Source organism: Companilactobacillus kimchiensis (assembly GCF_001438805.1).
GTDB lineage: Bacteria > Bacillota > Bacilli > Lactobacillales > Lactobacillaceae > Companilactobacillus > Companilactobacillus kimchiensis.
Genome location: NZ_JQCF01000011.1, coordinates 1 through 19593, shown reverse-complemented (window position 1 = coordinate 19593; position 19593 = coordinate 1). Strand labels below are relative to the sequence as shown.

The window sequence follows — 19593 nt, the reverse complement described above, 5'->3', positions numbered from 1 at the left end:
TAACCGGAAGGAGTTGCTCCTGTGTAGCTCGTTTAGAAAAAGATACAACAGCAGGTAAGAATTTTCTGTTGATGAAATTATCTTTTGAACTGAAATTTCAAAATGTATCAAAAACAATAGACAAATAATCATTAAAAATAGTACAAAACGTCAAAAAGACAGAATATTGGAAAAATAAATCCGTATGTTCCGCCTTTTTTTGTGGCTGAAATCAGTAAATATAGAACAATAATGACGTTACATGTAATTATTGTTCGTAGTAACTAAGAAAATGAAAAATATTTTAATTTGGAATCGCTATCATTTTCCAATTTGATGAAAAATCTTCTATAATTAAAGATAAGTTAATTTCAAAGGGGACTTTAAATTGCAAAGACAACGTTATTTTCGACTCAGTCTTGGATGGCAAATTATTATTGGTTTAGTTCTGGGGATTCTACTCGGACAGTTATTTTACCAGAATAAGGTTGCTATTCAGGTAATGCAGAACATCGGTACTATGTTTATCTCCATGATTCAAATGATCGTTTTACCAATTGTTATCTCTTGTTTGACAGTTGGTATCGCCAATATGGGTGATATTAAAAAATTAGGTCGAATTGGATTAAAAACTTTAATTTATTTTGAAATTATGACTACATTAGCGATTATTATTGGTATTGTTGTCGCTAATGTTACACATCCCGGTACCTATATTGATATTCATAGCCTAAAAGGTTCGGATATTAGTCAATACGCAGCAACTGCTAAAACGGCCAAACATTCGGGTATTTGGTCAATTCTAATGAGTATTATTCCAACCAATATTTTTGCGGCCCTTGGTAAAGGTGATATGTTACCAATTATTTTCTTCTCAGTTCTATTTGGATTAGGAACAGCTTCAATTGGTAAACAAGGACAAGTTATTGTTGACGTTCTAAATGCGGTTGCCAATGTTATGTTCAAAGTAACTAATTGGGTTATGCGTTTAGCCCCAATCGGTGTCTGTGCCTTGATCGGTGTTACAGTTGGAGAGATGGGTTTTAACTCTCTAAAACCTCTGGCGTTATTCATTATCATTGCTTATGCGACAATGGCATTCTTTGTCTTTGTGGTTATGGCAATTGTTGGACATATTTTCCATGTTAAATTTTTTGAATTATTTAGAATCATTGAAAATGAAGTTGTTTTAGCTTTTACAACTGCTAGTTCTGAAGCTGCTTTACCTAAAATGATGGATAAAATGCAAAATTATGGAGCCTCAAAAGGTATCGTTTCGTTTGTTATCCCAACTGGCTATACCTTTAACCTTGATGGTTCTGCTATCTATCAATCACTAGCAGCTCTATTTTTGGCCCAAGCATATAATATTCATTTATCTTTAGGGCAACAAATTACCCTTGTGGTGGTATTGATGTTAACATCTAAAGGGATGGCTGGTGTACCAGGAGCGTCATTTGTTGTACTCCTAGCCACGGTATCAACAATTGGTGTACCAATGCAAGGTTTAACCTTCATTGCTGGGATCGACCGTCTTGTGGATATGGGACGTACTGCTGTTAATGTTGTTGGTAATTCACTAGCAACAGTTATTATCGCAAAGAGTGAAAATGAATTCGATGAGGACAAACGAAAGAAGTACGTTGCATCCTACACACGTGGGGACTGATGAAAGCACTCCATGTAGTACAAAAACAAACAATTTAAACACACACAGAAATAGCCTACCGATATTATTCGGCAGGCTATTTTTTTTACATTATTCCCATGGTCAAAACGATGGCGTTCATTAAAATATGACTACCAGCGCTGACATAGATGTTTTTTGACTTGTAGTAAACAAATGAGAACCACAATCCCATGGCTACATAAACTAAGAAACGAGTATCTTGATGCATGAAGGCAAACAGACAAGCCGAAATAATCGCAGCAATGTAAATATTAGTTGGTTTGACTAAGTTTGCAAAGAAGACTCGTCTGAAAATAATTTCTTCCATGATTGGTGCAGCAATCATCACATAGAGGAAATAGTAAGGATAGGCTTTGACCATTAATAATAATTGCATGGTGTTTTGTGAATCAGTACTTGCATGGAACAATAATTTATCAGCAAAACCGATTCCAAATTGGACGATAATAGCGCCGACGGTTCCCAAAATGATCCATTGTAGATCATGGTTTAAAGTGGTTTTTTCTTCAAATTCATTGGGTCCACTTAATTTAACTAAGTAAATCATGATACCAGCGGCTACTAAAGCTCCGATTGTCAAAACAACAAAATATGGTGATCCGGTTACGTTGAGCATTGATAAGACTGTTCCTAGACACAACAATAGGATGTAGGTCAGTAAGGTGAAAAATTGATTTCTTTGGTAAGACATAGTTTCCTCCATAATTTTTAAAGGTAAATGCTTGCATGTTCACGATTAAATGTTAATATAAAACTTGTGATTAGCACAAGAGAAGATTGAGTGCTAAATGATAAAAATAAAACTAAAAAATAATCAATCGGAGGAATTCAAATTGTTAAAACCACTTGGAGATAGAGTCATTGTAACAGTCGATAAAGAAGAAGAAAAGACAGTCGGTGGCATTGTTTTAGCAAACAACGCTAAAGAAAAACCACAAACAGCTGAAGTTATTGCCGTTGGTGATGGTTTAGTTGCTGATGATGGAAAGAAATTACCTATGAGTATCAAAAAGGGTGACAAGATTCTTTTCGACAAATATGCGGGCTCAACAGTTAAGTATGAAGATAACGAATATTTGATCCTTCATGAAAAAGATGTCATGGCAATCGTTGACTAATTTAAAAATTAACTAATTAAAAATTATAAATTAACTATGGAGTGTGAAAATTAAATGGCTAAAGAAATTAAATTTTCAGAAGATGCACGTTCAAAGATGTTGGATGGTGTTAACAAACTAGCTGATACAGTTAAGACAACTATCGGACCTAAGGGTAGAAACGTTGTTCTTGAAAAGAGTTATGGCGCACCTGAGATCACAAATGATGGTGTTACTATTGCTAAGAGTATTGAACTAGAAGACCACTTCGAAAACATGGGTGCTAAACTTGTTTCTGAAGTTGCTTCAAAGACTAACGATATTGCCGGTGATGGTACTACTACAGCTACTGTCCTTGCTCAAGCAATCGTTAAAGAAGGTATGAAGAACGTTACTGCTGGTGCTAACCCTGTTGGTATCAGAACTGGTATCGAAGAAGCTACTAAGGTTGCTGTTGATGAACTTCACAAGATTTCACACAAAGTATCTGGTAAGAAAGATATCGCTCAAGTAGCTTCAGTTTCTTCAGCTAATGAAGAAGTCGGTGATTTGATTGCTGATGCCATGGAAAAAGTTGGTAACGATGGTGTTATCACAATTGAAGAATCAAAGGGTATCGATACAACTTTAGACGTTGTGGAAGGTATGCAATTTGACCGTGGATACATTTCACAATACATGGTTACTGATAATGACAAGATGGAAGCTGATCTTGATAATCCTTACATCTTGATCACTGACAAGAAGATCTCAAACATCCAAGATGTTTTACCACTATTACAAAAGATCGTTCAACAAGGTAAGTCATTGTTGATCATCGCTGATGATATTGATGGTGAAGCATTACCAACACTTGTTTTGAACAAGATTCGTGGAACATTCAACGTTGTAGCTGTTAAGGCTCCTGGCTTTGGTGACCGTCGTAAGGCTCAACTAGAAGATATCGCTACATTAACTGGTGGTACTGTAATTACTTCAGATCTTGGCTTAGAGCTAAAAGACACAACTATGGATCAATTAGGTCAAGCTGGTAAGATTACCGTTACAAAGGACAATACAACTATTGTTGAAGGTTCTGGTGACAAAGATAAGATTGCTGAACGTGTTGAACTTATCAAGAAACAATTGGCTGAAACAACTTCAGACTTTGACAAAGAGAAGTTACAAGAACGTTTAGCTAAATTAGCTGGTGGTGTTGCCGTCGTTAAAGTCGGTGCTGCTACTGAAACAGAATTGAAAGAAAAGAAATACAGAATTGAAGATGCTCTAAATGCCACACGTGCCGCTGTTGAAGAAGGTTACGTTGCTGGTGGTGGTACAGCTTTGATGAACGTATTAGGCAAAGTAACAGCTCTTAAAGAAACAGGCGACGTTCAAACAGGTATCAACATCGTTGCACGTGCACTTGAAGAACCATTACGTCAAATTGCTGAAAATGCTGGTATGGAAGGTTCAGTTATCGTTGCCCACATCAAGAACGAAAAGAACGAAGTTGGATACAATGCTGCAACTGATAAGTGGGAAAACATGGTTGACGCCGGAATCATCGACCCAACTAAAGTTACCCGTTCAGCTCTACAAAATGCAGCCAGTGTTGCCGCTCTATTGTTGACAACTGAAGCTGTTGTAGCTGACAAACCAGATAAGAATGCACCTGCTGCTCCAGCTGCTAATCCAGCTGCCGGTGGTATGGGCGGTATGATGTAGAGAGCGAATAAACCTAGGTTTACTTGTTTCAATTAGAGTGTTAAAAACCTCGCTGCATGTTTAAATTATAAATTTCAAAAGCGTTAGTAGAAAGCAAAATTTACTAGCGCTTTTTTTAGTACCTTAAAAATTGAGGGTGGTTTTAAACTTTGGAAACACAAAAAACTGAGAGAAGTTTCCTACGCACAGTTGATTTTATTCATAAAAATCAATTGAATAAAGACATTCGTAATTATATGAAGGACGATATTGTCGGTGGAAATTTATTTGTTAGATGGAAAAAGTTTTTTTTACTTTTCCAATAGTCTCAAATTAATTTAAATTTCATATCTCAACTTTAAAAGTATAGAATAAAGAATATTGTGTAAATACATAACGCATCTAAAAAGTAAAAAGCAGAAGAGAGAATCAGAATGAACAATATTGAATTTGGTCAAAGAATCAATTACACACCAATGATAGTGAGTTTGGTTGTAGGGATAATAGTTGGTGCAATAATACAAATAGTTACGCATCAATTCATGTTGGCGATTATTTTAGGAATCGCAGCATTGGTTATTTGTGGATTACTTTTTGCCAGAAGTATGACAGATTTTTACGGTTATTGGTCAATTGATGATCAGGGCATCAAATCTCACAATTACCAAAATATGAGTGTGAGATTTCAGTCCGTACTTTTTCCATTCAGTGATGATAAAGATGAGTTCAAGTTTACAGACATTAAATCCTTAGAAGTTGTTGTTGGGAAAGAAATGAACGCACCGGCTAACGTCTTGGGTGGTTCATTCAAAGCTCCGAAGAAAATAATGTTCCATTTGCCAACACCGTATTATTTGGATTTGAAATTAAACGATGGTCGTGAAGTCAACTTGGATCTCTCAGCTGATTGGGATGATACGGAAACCATCGCCTACGTTATTGCGCTAATTTGTGATAAGGCTAATATTGAAGTGGGAATTATTAAACAACAGGCTTAGTAAAAAAACCTCTAGTGAATTAAATTTGGTTCTTCCTTAAGTTCGGTTATTAGAGGACTTCATATCTTACAAAATCACACCATGTTATTATGAATCCCTTATTCGGAATTTATAATAATATGGTGTGATTTTTGATTTAGAATTCATAACAATATGCGACTAACGCTTTTCGGTATAGTTAAACTTTAACTTTGAGGAGTATCTTCAATTGCCCAGGTAACTACTCCGTGATATTGGCCACTCTTGGCACCAGCAGGAATCCGCAGCCTCCATTTTTTAGGACCAATATATTTTGTCAGACTATAGTCATTGTAAACACCACTGAAACCATCACTTTTGATTGGTGTCGGCTCGGTTGAAAGTACCTTCCAAGTATCTGTACTGTCCCCATTATTTTGACTTAAGAACATGGCAGAATCGTTATCTTGAATAAGCTTGGTATCGCCATTAGAAATGGCTTTGTCACTATCATTATTATCGTAACTGACCCTTACTTGAAATGGCGTATTGTTGGAATGGTCGATACTTAGTTCACCATTTGTTTTGACATTAGGAATTATTTTTTCAATGCCGGCTGTATTGACACTACCAAAGTCAATTGAAGTAGGAACTTCTTTAAAATCGGTTGTAGGTAAGGTTTCTTGAATATCAACATCAGCAGGTTCCTCAGATGGGATACTAGCTGTTGTTTTACCATCACTTGATTTGACATTCTTTAAATAGGCTGTATTTGAGGCAGTTGTTTTTGTTACACCGGTAACGGTAGCCGTGAAATCAACTGTATTAGTAGTGTTGTTGTTAAGTGCTCCAGTTGAGAAGTTTAAACTTGGCTTTGCTACACCATTCAAGGTTACACTACCCGGAACTAATTCAAGGCCAATTGGTAAAGTATCAGAAAAATCAGCACTATTTAGATGGGCCGAACCATCACTGATGAACGTAACTTGATATTTAATCGTGTCGCCTTTTTTGGCAGTTACTTCATTCTTGAAAACACCAGTAGGATTATCAGTATAATTCAGAACTTGCTTTTTGAAGTGGGTATTAAACTTAGGTGTTACAACAGGAATTTTAACGCTATCAGAATAAGTTTGATCTTCGGTTTGATCTTTGTTGTGACCAGTAAACTTGACTGTATTGGTTAGATTTCCATTAGCCAGATTGTAAGGGGCTTGATTGTTGATAGTAGCCTTGAATGAAGTGGAATATTTCCTACCATGAACAGTAGGACTAGTTTGAGAAGAAATATAATCACCAGGATCAAAATCAATATTATTTCCCTTAACAGAGGCGCTGGTAATCGAATTAGGGTCAAGTGTTAATCCAGTGGGTAATTCATCTAGAATTCTCGATATATCCCAGTGAGATTTATATCCATCATCCTGAGCAGATAGAGTAAATTGGAGGGTATCTCCAACATTATTTGTGCCATTCGTGGTTGTTAAGTTAGTATAAGTTTTCTTGATATTAGGAAGTGCGTAATTAGCAATTGTTGCACCGATATTTGACGCAAATCCTTGGACTCCTTGTGATGGAAGAGATGTTTGATTCCATCTGAGAGTGTATGCTGTATCTTGAAGACCGTTACCATCAACGACTTTATATGATGTTCCAGAAGGAAGAGTACCAACTAATAAATTAGAGTCAGCTGCGGCATTGGTATCACCATCTTGTGAGCTCGTAGGATTTGCACTCCAAGGAAGTGTTGGTGAAGTCATATTGGAACCGTTAGCCTGGTTTACTTTACCTTTGATAGACCAACTAGAAGGGTTAGAAAAAATACGTCCCATAAAATCGTTGAAACCATAAGCGGTATTATTAGTAACATACAATTTTGAAGCAGGATTATATGTTGCGCCACTTAAGAGATATAATCCTTGACCACCACCTATGGCATACATAGGGACGTTATCAACATTGGTGTCCATATCTGGACTTAAAGCAGTATCTTCACCATAGAAAGTTTGAAATTGCCTTTTTGCTGCACTTGAATTATAGACAAATAGTTCACGCTGAACAATTGGCGCACCATTGGGTGCTGCTCGTAGGACTATCTCAACATAAATGCCCCCCAATTTAGTATATGAACCCACCAGTTTATAAGCAGGGTGACCATTATCGTCTGTCCCGGTATAAAATAATTTATCAGCCTTGGAGCCTGCGATTGTGTTTAAATTAGTAAGGACATTCATTGCACTACTGAAATTGGCCTCAGAACTACCAGTGAGAAGGGCAAAATCGATTGAAGTGTCAGATGTCGTTCCGGGGTCACCATTGAGATATGAATTTTTACCTTGATGTAAGATACCATAATATTTTTTATTATTGTTTAAGAAAATATTGATTTTGGAATTATTGATCGTAGGACTACCATTGACAGTAGCCTTTGTACTTGGATCAGTAATGGTAGTGTCACCACCTGTTATGACATTGTTATTAGAGTCACGAGCAGTTCCAAAAGCGTATCCGAGTGAAATGTTGCCACCAATTCGAATATTTCCAACAGCATTGCCTGGTCTATTGGGTTGTAAAGTCCAATTATTGATACCATCGTATTTTCCCATGGTAGTTGCGGCATTTTGTAAATCGTTTTGAGAAACTGCTTTAACTGTTGTCGGATGATTTCCAAAGGTAAAGATTAATAATAAGGACATAAAGAATATGAATAACGTTCTTGAGATATATTCATTGTATTTCATAAATTTATTCCTCCACAAAAAATGCTTTGATATAACTCTTTGGTTCCTATCGATATGGAGTGAGTTAATATGCTTTATATAAGGATAATTATACTTCAAATTATTGCTATTGTACTTTAATGGATAAGAATCTTTTTACATGGTATGAGGAAAGTTATTTATTTAATATTCAAATAAAAAAAGTGCGATATAAGATTTTTTGCAAAATCTATATCGCACTTTTTGTTTGTAGACCATTTTGTCATAGTTTCTTATTCGTATTTATTGAGGAGTATCAGAGATTCCCCAAGTAACCAGCCCATTATATTTACCGGCTTTAGTATTGGATGGAATCAATAGCTTCCATTTATCTAAACCGATATATTTAGAAAAATCACCACTAGTGTATGAACCGGAGAACCCATCAATTTTAATAGGAATGCCACTAGCTGAAATTGGTTGCCAATTTGCTAAATCATTGTTGGTATTTTGATTGAAGTAGATGACATCATCGTTATTTTGCATTAGTTTATTGGCAATAGTACCATTAGCATTTTTCGTGGAAATGGGACTATCTTCATTATTATAGCTAACAGTAACTTGAAATGGTGTGTTATCAGTATGAGTGATTAGTAATTTGCCATCAGTTCTAACACTTGGTAATAATTTTTCAGAACCATCAGTATTGATACTACCAAAGTCTATTAACGATGGTACCTCATCAAATGAGATTGTTGGTGCTGTTTCAGTAATAGCGAGAATGGCACTACTTGACTCAATATTTTTATAGGGAGTATTAGCGGCGGTTTTAACATTGTTCAATTCAGCGATGTTAGTAGCCGTCATTGCTTTAGGACTAGTAACTTTTGCCTGGAAATCAACGGTAAGTGGGATATTATTATTAGGATAAGCACCTACATTAAATGATAATCCGTTTTGAATGACGTTGTTTAGTTTAACTGTACCGGGTACCAATTCAATACCAGCAGGTAAATCATCACTGAAAGTACCACTTTTGAGGGTGTCAGTACCAATGTTTTTGAGTTGAGCTTGATATTCGATGATATCACCCTTTTCACCGGTAGCGTTATCTGCAAAAACACCGCCCTTAGAAACATTGCGTATTTGTTTAGTGAAAGTGGGTCTGAATTTTGGCGTTTCAATTGGAATGTCGACATTATCCGTATAATCTTTGTTGTTATCAAGATTAGATCCATTACTGTTGCGATTGTTACCGGTGAAGGTAGCAGTATTATTTAATACACCATTATTTAAATTATTGAGAGAATTAAAAGTAACGGTTGCATCGAAGGTAACAGTATAAGTAGATTTATCCTTTAAAATTGTATTAGGGGTAAAGTTCAATTGGTTATTTGTAGTAGCGGTCAGAGGAACATCACCACGGCCACCGATGTGTTCAGTATCTTCAGATGTTGAGGTATTGCTGCTTGGGGAGGTCATATAGGTCCAAACGTACTTAGCTGAATTTTGATCAATTTGCAATCCGGCAGGTAGTTTATCTACTAAGTTATTAAAGGACCAGTTTGAGTTTAAACCTTGATTTGAAACCTTCAAAGTGAAGTGAAGTGTGTCACCAACATGATTTAAACCATCAGTACTTTTATTACTATTGGTATAGGTTTTACTTACTGTAGGGACAGCATATGGAGATATGGTTGCACCAATTGTGGAAGCATAGTGTGCAACGGAATTTGCATCTTGACCAAGAGAACTCCATCTTAAAGTATAAGCTGAATTACTATGGCCGTTTCTGTCCACAACTGGGAAAACAGTTCCATTATCGTTTGAACCATACAGAAGGGAAGAACCAGCGTTACGTTTGGTATCACCAGTATCATTTTTGCCTTGAGTTAAACTAGGATTTCTTATATCCCCTGAACCAGGGGTATTGCTTTTACCCTTAATAGTTATATTGTATGGACTAGAATAAGCAATACCCATGAAATCATTGAAGCCACCAGGAACATTGTTGGTAACAAATAATTTGGCTTTACTACTTGTGGCATTTTTATCACTAGTAATATAAAGTCCTTGTCCTCCACCAATGGCATAAAGAGGAACATCATCACCGTTATCTTCTGGATTCGAACTTGTTGTGGAATCATAGATAGTACTGTCATCATTTAATGAAGTATCTTCACCAAAATAGGTCTGATATTGTTTAGTACTAGTTGAAGGATTATAAACATAGAGTTCTCGTTGAACTATAGGAGCACCAGTAGCTGATGGTCGTAAAACTACTTCAGCATAAGTACCAGTACCTGGGCCACTGTCTAAGTGACCCGCAATTTTTAATACTAAACGTTGTTTATCATCATGTCCGATGAGGAAAACTTTTGAACTCATTTTTCCCATGACAGAATAAGAACCATAGTATTGGTTTAATAGACCTTGGGCAAGATCGAAGTCAGCAGAAGTATCCGAAGTTTTTCCAGGATCGCCATTGTCATTATAAGAATTTTTTCCTTGATGGACGATACTATTATATTTACCGTGATTATTTATAAAAACATTTATTTTAGAAAAATAGTTAGTTCCAGCTGTAGTTGATACAGTAGGATTTGTAATAGTACTGTCACCACCAACAACTTTCCCGGTACGATTACGAGCTGATCCAAAGGTATAATCTAACGAAACGCCATTACTAATAGGAATGGATCCGATGTAGCCAAGATTGGATGTTTTTTGTGACCAGTCCTTGACGCCATCATCAATATGTCTATTAGTTTGATCTATGACATCTTGTTCAGATACGGCTTTGACGTTTAACGTATCGTTATTAAAAAGTACAAAACAAAAAAGAGCAATAAGAAAAATGCTCAAGAAATATTTAATACATTTATATGCATTATTCATCGATATTCCCCCCAAAATACAATAATAATTTGACAATCATTTCATTAATAATATTGTACATTTTAATAAATATATAAATTGTTCAATTACTGAAGATAGTATTATTCTAGATTGAATTAAATTTCACAATTATAGGTAGGTAAAAATTTGGAAAGTCTATTCACGATTGGACAATTATCAAAATTATTTAAAGTTAAAATATCGACCTTACGCTATTATGATGAGGTTGGTTTATTAAAACCAGCTAGAATAAATCCAGAAACTCATTACCGTTTTTATTCAACGGAACAATTTGAACGGTTAAATGTAATTGGATATTTACGAGCTTTGGATTTGTCGATTGATTCAATCAAAGAATTTTTTGAGGCTAGAGATATTTCTAAACTTGAGGAAATGTTACAAGAACAAAAGCAACAAATTCAACGACAAATTAGTTCTTTAAAAAATATTGAACAGCGAATTGATGCTCGAATTTCTCAAGTTGGAGATGCGATACACAGCAATTTGAATCAAATTGAATTAATATCTTTGAAAAATATTCCAATTATTTATTTAAATGAAGATTATCGTCCAAACCAGGATATTGAAATGCCAATTACAACTTTGCGTCAAAAGTATGGTGTTGATAAAAACATTTTTTTGGGTAAAATTGCATTAATTCTTACCTCGGATAAATTGCAACAAAGGTGTTTTGATGATTATAGTGGTTTATTGCTGATTCTAGAACCAGGGGATGACAAAGATGCTACAGGAGTATTACCTGCTGGTAAGTATTTGCGATTAAGATTCCATGGGACACATGATACGGCAACTACCCAATATCAAAAGATGATTGATTATTGTCAGAAGCATAATTATCAAATCACTGGGGATGCAGTTGAAACGGCCTTGATCGATTATGGTATTACTGATGATCTATCCAAATATGTCACTGAAATAAGAATTCCAATTAGTGAAGATTAAAAAAATATTGACCCTCTAGTAACTAGAGAGTTTATAATTAATAACTAACATCTTAACTAGGGGGGATCTTATGATAGGGACATTTTTTAACGTCTGCATGATTTTAGTCGGAAGTTTTGTCGGCAGTTATTTCAAAAAAGGAATTAAACCTGCGTATAATGAGATCCTGACACAGGCCTTGGGCTTGGCTGCCATGTTGATTGGTATCAATGCCGTGGTGCAAAACATGCCCAAGAGCCATTATCCAGTTTTGTTCATTGTCAGTTTGTCCATTGGTGGCTTGTTTGGACAATGGATCAACTTAGAAAAACATTTTGATAATGTGGTTGGTAAATTTTCCAAACCTAATCCAGACGGTGGTAGCAATTTAGCCGAAGGATTAGCAACCGCCGTGTTATTGTACTGTATTGGTTCATTATCGATTCTGGGACCAATTCAGGCTGCTTTGAACAAGGACTACACCTTCTTATTTACCAATGGAATGCTTGATGGAATTACTTCGACCGTTTTGGCATCAACCTTTGGGATTGGAATGGCTTTAGCAGCCGTAGCTGTTTTGGTTTGGCAGGGTAGTATTTACTTGATTGCCATGTTATTGCAGAATTCGATCAATAATAATATGATTACCGAATTAACCATTGTTGGGGGAATTTTGATTTTTGCCTCTGGCTTGGGATTGTTGAATATTAAGAAAATCAAAGTATTGAATTTATTGCCTTCATTGGCTGTACCTATTATTGTGATTGCTATTATGCAGTTGTTTTAGGGATAGTAAAAAAGATCAGACATTTGTCTGGTCTTTTTTGATCTGCTTAGATTAATGTTACGTAATTTATAATATACTAGAAATATATGGCTGCAGAATTTGTTTGGGAAAGCGGTAAATGATGAAAAAATACAGTGCAGGGATGGTATCGCATGCCTTCTGGCAAGATGAATTTTCTCAGTATATTGATTTAGTAAACAAGGGATTAAATGCTGAAGAAATTAAGCAAAAAAGTATCGAAGATAATTATTTTCAACAAATTAGTAAAAGAAGATCCGAGAATTTATCTCGTACTCTTAGAAGAAGAATAGCATCTTTAGATAAAAGTTATGTGGAGACTTATCCAAAATTACCATTAAGTGACAAAAAAATTGTTAATCTAATGTCCATCACTAAAATAGATGATTTGTTTTCAGATTTTATGTATGAGACATATCGAGATGAATTAATAGTTGGAGATGCCAAACTTTATGATTATGAGGTTGAAGGATTTTTTAATCGAAAGCAGCAGGAAAGTAAGCAAGTTGCAGGTTGGACTGATCAGACTATCAGGCGCTTAACGCTGACATTTAAAACATTTATCAGAGAAGCTGGTTTGATGAAGGATAAAGGTGAATATGATGAAATTATTCGACCTTTTATGGGATATCAGTTAGAAGATTTAATGAATGCTAATAAAGATAACAAAATATTAGCCATTTTTTTAGGGAGATAAATAATGAGTTCAACAGAAACTAAGTTAGATCATTTAAAAGAAAAAATTCAAAACAGTGAGTTTCAGAATAATCAAGGGCTATCAAATGAAGTTTCCTATTATATTTTGGCCTATAATCCTAAGGATTACTTAATAGTTAGAAAAGAATTAAATAATATTGAACACGTTTATACCAAAGACACAATTGGTTATGAGATAAAGGAATTTAATGTTTATCAAATAATGTGGCGGCTTTTGGAAGAACGTGGCATTAAAGATGCGGTTATTGAGATGGAAAAAAGGGATGGAATTGATTATTTGTCGGAACAAATCAATAATGTTTTACGAATGACAAATTCTGACAATGAGTTAGTGCAGTATATAGAAGAACGAATAAATCCTGACACAATAGTCTTTTTAACTGGTATAGGACAAATTTATCCGTTAATAAGAGCACATAAAATATTAAATACCATGCATCAAATTATTTCGAACGTGCCAGTGGTATTATTTTATCCAGGCAAATACGACAGTCTTAGTCTAAGTATGTTTGGAGAACTAAAAGAGGATAATTACTATCGAGCATTTCAAATAAATTAGGGGATATTAATCATGATTATTAAAGATGTTTTTGCTAAGCCAATTGATCGAAACATTAAGGGTGTTATCACGATTGGTGATGAAAGAGATCAGAACGTTAAACAAGAACTGGAAGAATATGTTGTTACCAGAGAATTGAAACGACATTTTAATGATTTCTTCAAGGCATATGTGGATAGTATTGGTCATAACACTACTAATATGGGAGTTTGGATTTCCGGTTTCTTTGGTTCTGGTAAATCTCACTTTCTAAAAATCTTGGCATATTTATTGGAAAATAGAGAAGTTCAAGGTAAACCAGCTTTAGATTATTTTACAGACGACAATAAAATAACTGATTCTGAAACAATTGCAGATATGAAAAAGTCTACACAGATTAAAAATGAAGTAATGCTTTTCAATATTGATTCGAAGGCTAGGGATGGTAATAAATCACAAAAGGATGCTATTCTAAATGTTTTTTTACAGGTCTTTAATGAACAATTGGGTCTATCAGGTGAAAACTTTTGGTTGGCCGATCTTGAAAGAAGATTGATCAAAGAGAATCGCTATGAAGATTTCAAAAATGAATTTACTAAAGTTGATTCAAAGCATCGTGATTGGATTGAATTTAGAAATGAATATGCCTTTATGACGGGAACTATTAGGGATACTTTGGTAAATATTGGCTTTATGTCGGAAGATGATGCTCAAGGATTTGTTGATAATCTTTCAGCTGGTTATGGTTTCAATGTTCAAGATTTTGCGCATCTAGTAAATGATTATATTAAAAAACAATCGAATGACTATCATATGGTCTTTCTGATTGATGAGATCGGTCAATATATTGGTGATTCACAACAAAGAATGCTCAACTTGCAAAGTATTGTTGAAGATTTGGGAACATATACTAATGGTAAAGCTTGGGTAATTGTTACAAGTCAACAGGCAATCGATCAAGTAACAGATAATATTAATGGTCAAGATTTTTCTAAAATTCAAGGTCGATTCCATACACGAATTTCGATGTCGTCGGCTAACGTTGATGAGGTTATTAAAAAACGTCTGTTAACTAAAACTGATAATGCTAAAAAATTATTGGAAGATACTTACAATAACGAGCAACATTCGATTAATAATCTGATTGATTTTGATGGGGATGTTGAACGAAAGAAATATGACGATGCTCAAGCCTTCTCAGAAGTATATCCATTCGTTCCATATCAGTTTGTATTGTTACAAGAGACGTTAACCGCTATTCGTGAGAATGGATCCGATGGGAAACATTTAGCTGAAGGTGAACGTTCGATGTTGGCCGTTTTCCAAGAATCAGCACAATATCTTGAACAAAAAGATACCAGATCATTAATTCCATATAGTGTTTTCTTTAGAGGCTTGGAACAATTTCTTGATCATACCCATGCAATTGTTATCCAGCATGCAATTGACAATGAAAAAATCAATCCCAATAAAGAGGTAAAACCATTTGCCGTGGAAGTTCTCGAAACATTATTCATGGTTAAATATGTGAAAAATTTCGATGCTACATTAAATAATGTGACAACACTGATGATTGATTCGATTGATACTGATCGAATTGAATTGGAAAACAAAATTAAAGATGCTTTGGCTATTTTGATTAACCAAGAATTAATTGAAAAGACAACTCATGGTTATGAATTCTTAACTGATGCTGAACAAGACATTAGTAAACAAATTAATAAGCAAAATGTTGATGAAAGTGAAATTTCTAAAAGTATTGGTGATCAATTGTTTGCCACTACTAATATCTCGAGAAAATTTACTTATCCTAAGTTGAATAATCAATATACGTTCATGTTTAATGCATACGTCGATGATTCTCCAATTGCCTCGATTAATAATGAAATGAATATTAAAGTTAATACTCCTGAGAGTGACTACCATCGGGATGAAGCTGAATTATCAAGAATCTCAATTAATCCAGAACAACCACCAATTATTATTGATATGCCTGAAGAAGATTCTTATATTGATGATTTTAGACAATCACTCAAAATTAGAAAATTTGCTTATGATGTTAATAATCAACCAACTGATGAACGTTCAAGACAAATTATTGAAATAAAAAAGGTAGAGCGTGGAACTTTAGAAGCGAATGCTTCTAAGGAGTTAATGGCCGCTTTGCAGGATGCTGATATTTATATTTCTGGTAGTAAATTAGAAAATAATGGTAAAGATTTCTTCAAGCGTTTAGCAGATGCCGAGATTCAATTAATCGATGAAGTATACCGTAATTTGGCATATATTGAAGTAACCAATAGTGATAAAGATATAACCGCTTTGTTTAAAAATGATGGTTTAAATGTCAAAACTAATGAAAATCAACAAGCAATACAAGCCTTATTAGATAATATTAATAGATCATTTGATGGTCGAAATAAAATTTCTTATAAATCTATTTTGGATAAGTTCAGTAAGATCCCATATGGCTATAAGGATATGGATATTAGATGGCTAGCGGCTAAATTATTCGCTGATGCTAAATTGAAACTTTATGTTAATAACACTTCAGTTAGTTTTAATAATGAATCTGATCCATTAATAATTTCTCAGTATTTTACTAAAAAATCATATGTTGATAAGGTTCAATTTGAACCTAGACATGAAATATCCATGGCAAAGAAAAAAGACTTATTAGAAGTGGCCGATGAAGTCTTTAATAAGCGAAGCTTTTCTAATGATGAAGACGATACTGTCATGAATGAGCTTAAAGATAAGATTTCAATGAATCTGAGAAATTTGAAAAGAAATCAAGCGTCACCTTCATATTATCCAGGTTTGAATTTGATTGAAACTGGTGTCGACATGTTACAAAGATTGCTTAATATTAATGATACTGATATGTTCTATGATCAATTAGGGAAAGATAAAAATGACCTACTTGATTGGCATGATGATATGGATGATGGAGGAATCTCTGAATTCTATAATAGTGACAGTCAAAAAGAAATCTGGGAAAACTCACAACGCAAATTAGAAATTTATAGTAATTCGGAATCCTTTATTGAGGGAGAAGAATTACCTAGAATCATTACTGATATTAAGAAAATTATGATTTCTAATAAACCTCAGGGGCAGGTTAACAAACTAAAAGATTATAATACTGATTTTAATGTTGAATATAGCAAGTCATTTGATAAGAGTTTAGAAAGTATCAAGGGTGATATTAAGGCTGAAGAGGATAGTGTCCTTGATTATGCTCGTGATAAAGAAGTATTAGATGAAATGCAACAAAGAATTGAAAGTGAATTTGAATTATTAGATAGGAATGCTGAAAATTCCGTTGATTTGGACAAGTTGATGGTCACATCAAATAAGGTCACAGTATTGGGTACTAGGTTTAAGGATCAAATTGATAGTATTGCTGAATCTAAAAAAATTGTTGAACCTACACTATCAGATATTCCGATTGGACCAAGTAGACTAACTCCTCCAAGACCTGTAACCCCCAAACCTGTAACCATTCCTAAGCACATCAGTATTAAATCATTACAAATATCTAAATCATGGCGGATTGATGATGAAAACGATATTGATAAAGAATTAAACCAATTGAGAAGAGTCTTGGTAGAACAATTGAAAAACAATGACAGTATCAATTTGGATCTGTAATTAGAAGAGGAATTTAATGGATAAGAATGCGATAAAAAAGTTTGCCATTAATGCAAGAAATGAATTATTACAAATGGTAAAACAAAAAGCTGGTTCAATTGGTATTACCGAAGATGGCATTATTGATAAGCTCGAAATCTCAACTAGTGAAATAGAATATTACATAGATGATAGTTTGCCATTGACTGGTAAGGACATTCAAAAGAGAAAGAAATTAGTTAATGAATTAAAGGCTCGTGCCAAAAAGAGTGATTATCAAACTGCCTTTACAGATTTGATGGAAGAGATTGCTTACACTTGGTTCAACCGAATCGTTGCTATTCGATTTATGGAAGTTAATGATTATTTACCAAGTAGAACTAGGGTATTATCTAGTACGCAGAATCGTAATGAACCTGATATTATGATGAATCCATTGGACTTAGAAGCCGAATTAGGGGCTTTCTCAGATGACGAAAGACGCTTAATTAGTGATGCTTGGGATACAGAAGATCCAACTAAAATGGATGATTTATACAAGATGCTGTTTATTAAGCAAGTTAATGCTTTGAACAAGAACCTTCCATATCTATTTGAGAAGACTAATGATTATGCAGAATTATTGTTCACTCCAAACTATAATCGTGGTGTGATTAGAGAAATTGTTACTGACATTGATGAGAATGATTTTGATATTTCTCAAGGTGGTCAGGTTGAAATTCTAGGATGGATCTATCAATATTACAATACAGAATTGCATGATCAAGTAGTTAATATAACTGGTGGTGCAGTTAAGAAAAGTGATATTCCCGCAGCCACTCAGTTATTTACTACTGACTGGGTTGTTAGATACATGGTCGACAACTCATTAGGAAAATATTGGATGGAAAGGCATCCTGACAGTAAACTAAAAGATGATTTAAAATTTCTATTACCTGAAAAATTGAATACTGTGCCAAATAACGAAGACATTCAAGATATTAAATTAATGGATAACGCTATGGGATCAGGACATATTTTGATTTATGCGTTTGATATTCTTATGAAGATCTATCAAGAAGAAGGCTATTCTGCTAGAGATGCCGCAATAAATATTATTACGAAGAATCTTTACGGTTTAGAAATCGACCAACGTGCATATCAACTGGCATACTTCTCATTGATGATGAAAGCTAGACAGTACAATCGTCGGATATTGCAGAAAGATGATGTTAAGCCTAATTTGTATGTCTTTGTAGAGAGTACAGAAATCACTCCTGAATTTATTGAGCATATTCCAGAACCTATACAAGATGATTTAAAAGAACTTACTGATCTGTTTAAAAACGCTAAGGAGTTAGGATCAATCATCAAAATTGAAAAACAATATAATTTTGATGATTTAAGGGATGCAGTTAATAATGTTACCGTCACAGGTATTGATTTATACGGTATTCAAAAAACCAAAGAACTTATGCTTGAAATATTGGATTTAGCAGAAACTATGAGTATCAAATACACTGCTGTAACCACTAATCCGCCATATTTAAACAAAATGGATAGTAACTTAAAGAAATACGTTAAGAAAAATTATTCTAATTATTCTGGTGATTTATTCTCAGTCTTTATTTACAACAATATAACCTGGTTAAAACCTAATGGTTATTCTGCATATATGACACCATTCGTTTGGATGTTTATTAAAACATATGAAAAACTGAGATCCTATATAGTTCAAAACAAAAAAATATCTAGTTTGATTCAAATGGAATACTCAGCATTTGAAGAAGCAACTGTGCCAATTAATACATTTGTTATTAAAAATATTGAATCGAATAATAGTGATGGCGTTTATATCAAATTATCTGATTTTAAAGGCGGTATGGAGGTCCAAAAAGATAAAGTTCTTGAAGCAATTGATAATCCTGATTGTGGCTATCTTTATCGAACTAACCAAGCGAACTTTTCTAAGAT

13 protein-coding genes are annotated in these 19593 nt (G+C 34.2%); 10 read left to right on the top strand and 3 right to left on the bottom strand.

Annotated elements, in window-relative coordinates:
- Nucleotides 1-367: 367 nt before the first annotated feature.
- Nucleotides 368-1648 carry a cation:dicarboxylate symporter family transporter gene (locus IV57_RS06875; protein ID WP_057880774.1) on the top strand — a complete coding sequence of 427 codons (1281 nt, stop codon included), beginning with the start codon at nucleotides 368-370 and terminating at the stop codon, nucleotides 1646-1648.
- Between the two features lie 85 nt (nucleotides 1649-1733).
- Here the strand turns inward: IV57_RS06875 and IV57_RS06870 are convergent, their stop codons facing one another.
- The gene (locus IV57_RS06870) at nucleotides 1734-2360 is read right to left on the bottom strand and encodes a CPBP family intramembrane glutamic endopeptidase (RefSeq protein WP_236704333.1); all 627 of its coding nucleotides are present in this window, start codon (nucleotides 2358-2360) and stop codon (nucleotides 1734-1736) included.
- Nucleotides 2361-2502: 142 nt separating this feature from the next.
- On the opposite strand from IV57_RS06870, the gene groES reads away from it, so the two are divergent.
- The 3 genes from groES to IV57_RS06855 all read left to right on the top strand — a co-directional run bounded on the left by groES (nucleotide 2503) and on the right by IV57_RS06855 (nucleotide 5450).
- On the top strand, nucleotides 2503-2787 hold the full coding sequence (gene groES, locus IV57_RS06865; protein WP_057880773.1) for a co-chaperone GroES: 285 nt from the start codon (nucleotides 2503-2505) through the stop codon (nucleotides 2785-2787).
- A gap of 54 nt (nucleotides 2788-2841) precedes the next feature.
- Nucleotides 2842-4473, top strand: coding sequence for a chaperonin GroEL (groL, locus tag IV57_RS06860; RefSeq protein WP_057880772.1), 1632 nt, complete (start codon nucleotides 2842-2844; stop codon nucleotides 4471-4473).
- 413 nt (nucleotides 4474-4886) lie between these two features.
- Entirely contained in the window at nucleotides 4887-5450 is a 564-nt protein-coding gene (locus IV57_RS06855; RefSeq protein ID WP_057880771.1) for a hypothetical protein, read from the top strand.
- 185 nt (nucleotides 5451-5635) lie between these two features.
- Here IV57_RS06855 and IV57_RS06850 read toward each other — a convergent pair whose 3' ends face one another.
- Nucleotides 5636-8149, bottom strand: a complete 2514-nt coding sequence (locus IV57_RS06850; protein WP_057880770.1) for a DUF11 domain-containing protein — start codon at nucleotides 8147-8149, stop codon at nucleotides 5636-5638.
- Nucleotides 8150-8410: 261 nt separating this feature from the next.
- Complete coding sequence (locus IV57_RS06845) at nucleotides 8411-11005, bottom strand: hypothetical protein (protein WP_057880769.1); 2595 nt, start codon at nucleotides 11003-11005, stop codon at nucleotides 8411-8413.
- Nucleotides 11006-11152: 147 nt separating this feature from the next.
- Here IV57_RS06845 and IV57_RS06840 point away from each other — a divergent pair, with 147 nt between their 5' ends.
- From IV57_RS06840 to pglX, 6 genes are all read left to right on the top strand, one after another.
- A complete protein-coding gene (locus IV57_RS06840) occupies nucleotides 11153-11968 on the top strand; it encodes a MerR family transcriptional regulator (protein WP_057880768.1) in 816 nt (271 codons plus the stop codon).
- 70 nt (nucleotides 11969-12038) lie between these two features.
- A complete protein-coding gene (locus IV57_RS06835; RefSeq protein WP_057880767.1) occupies nucleotides 12039-12734 on the top strand; it encodes a DUF554 domain-containing protein in 696 nt (231 codons plus the stop codon).
- Nucleotides 12735-12852: 118 nt separating this feature from the next.
- On the top strand, nucleotides 12853-13449 hold the full coding sequence (locus IV57_RS06830; RefSeq protein WP_057880766.1) for a DUF1819 family protein: 597 nt from the start codon (nucleotides 12853-12855) through the stop codon (nucleotides 13447-13449).
- 3 nt (nucleotides 13450-13452) lie between these two features.
- Nucleotides 13453-14028 carry a DUF1788 domain-containing protein gene (locus IV57_RS06825; RefSeq protein WP_057880765.1) on the top strand — a complete coding sequence of 192 codons (576 nt, stop codon included), beginning with the start codon at nucleotides 13453-13455 and terminating at the stop codon, nucleotides 14026-14028.
- A gap of 12 nt (nucleotides 14029-14040) precedes the next feature.
- Nucleotides 14041-17661, top strand: a complete 3621-nt coding sequence (gene brxC, locus IV57_RS06820) for a BREX system P-loop protein BrxC (RefSeq protein ID WP_057880764.1) — start codon at nucleotides 14041-14043, stop codon at nucleotides 17659-17661.
- Nucleotides 17662-17677: 16 nt separating this feature from the next.
- A partial coding sequence (gene pglX, locus IV57_RS06815) for a BREX-1 system adenine-specific DNA-methyltransferase PglX (protein ID WP_157051930.1) occupies nucleotides 17678-19593 on the top strand: 1916 nt, incomplete at its 3' end.

Bases quoted from the DNA above. Each gene is read 5' to 3' on its own strand.
- IV57_RS06830 (WP_057880766.1), top strand. From the start codon at position 12,853: ATGATGAAAAAATACAGTGCAGGGATGGTATCGCATGCCTTCTGGCAA.
- IV57_RS06845 (WP_057880769.1), bottom strand. From the start codon at position 11,005: ATGAATAATGCATATAAATGTATTAAATATTTCTTGAGCATTTTTCTT.
- IV57_RS06835 (WP_057880767.1), top strand. From the start codon at position 12,039: ATGATAGGGACATTTTTTAACGTCTGCATGATTTTAGTCGGAAGTTTT.
- IV57_RS06870 (WP_236704333.1), bottom strand. From the start codon at position 2,360: ATGTCTTACCAAAGAAATCAATTTTTCACCTTACTGACCTACATCCTA.
- IV57_RS06825 (WP_057880765.1), top strand. From the start codon at position 13,453: ATGAGTTCAACAGAAACTAAGTTAGATCATTTAAAAGAAAAAATTCAA.
- IV57_RS06855 (WP_057880771.1), top strand. From the start codon at position 4,887: ATGAACAATATTGAATTTGGTCAAAGAATCAATTACACACCAATGATA.
- groL (WP_057880772.1), top strand. From the start codon at position 2,842: ATGGCTAAAGAAATTAAATTTTCAGAAGATGCACGTTCAAAGATGTTG.
- brxC (WP_057880764.1), top strand. From the start codon at position 14,041: ATGATTATTAAAGATGTTTTTGCTAAGCCAATTGATCGAAACATTAAG.
- IV57_RS06850 (WP_057880770.1), bottom strand. From the start codon at position 8,149: ATGAAATACAATGAATATATCTCAAGAACGTTATTCATATTCTTTATG.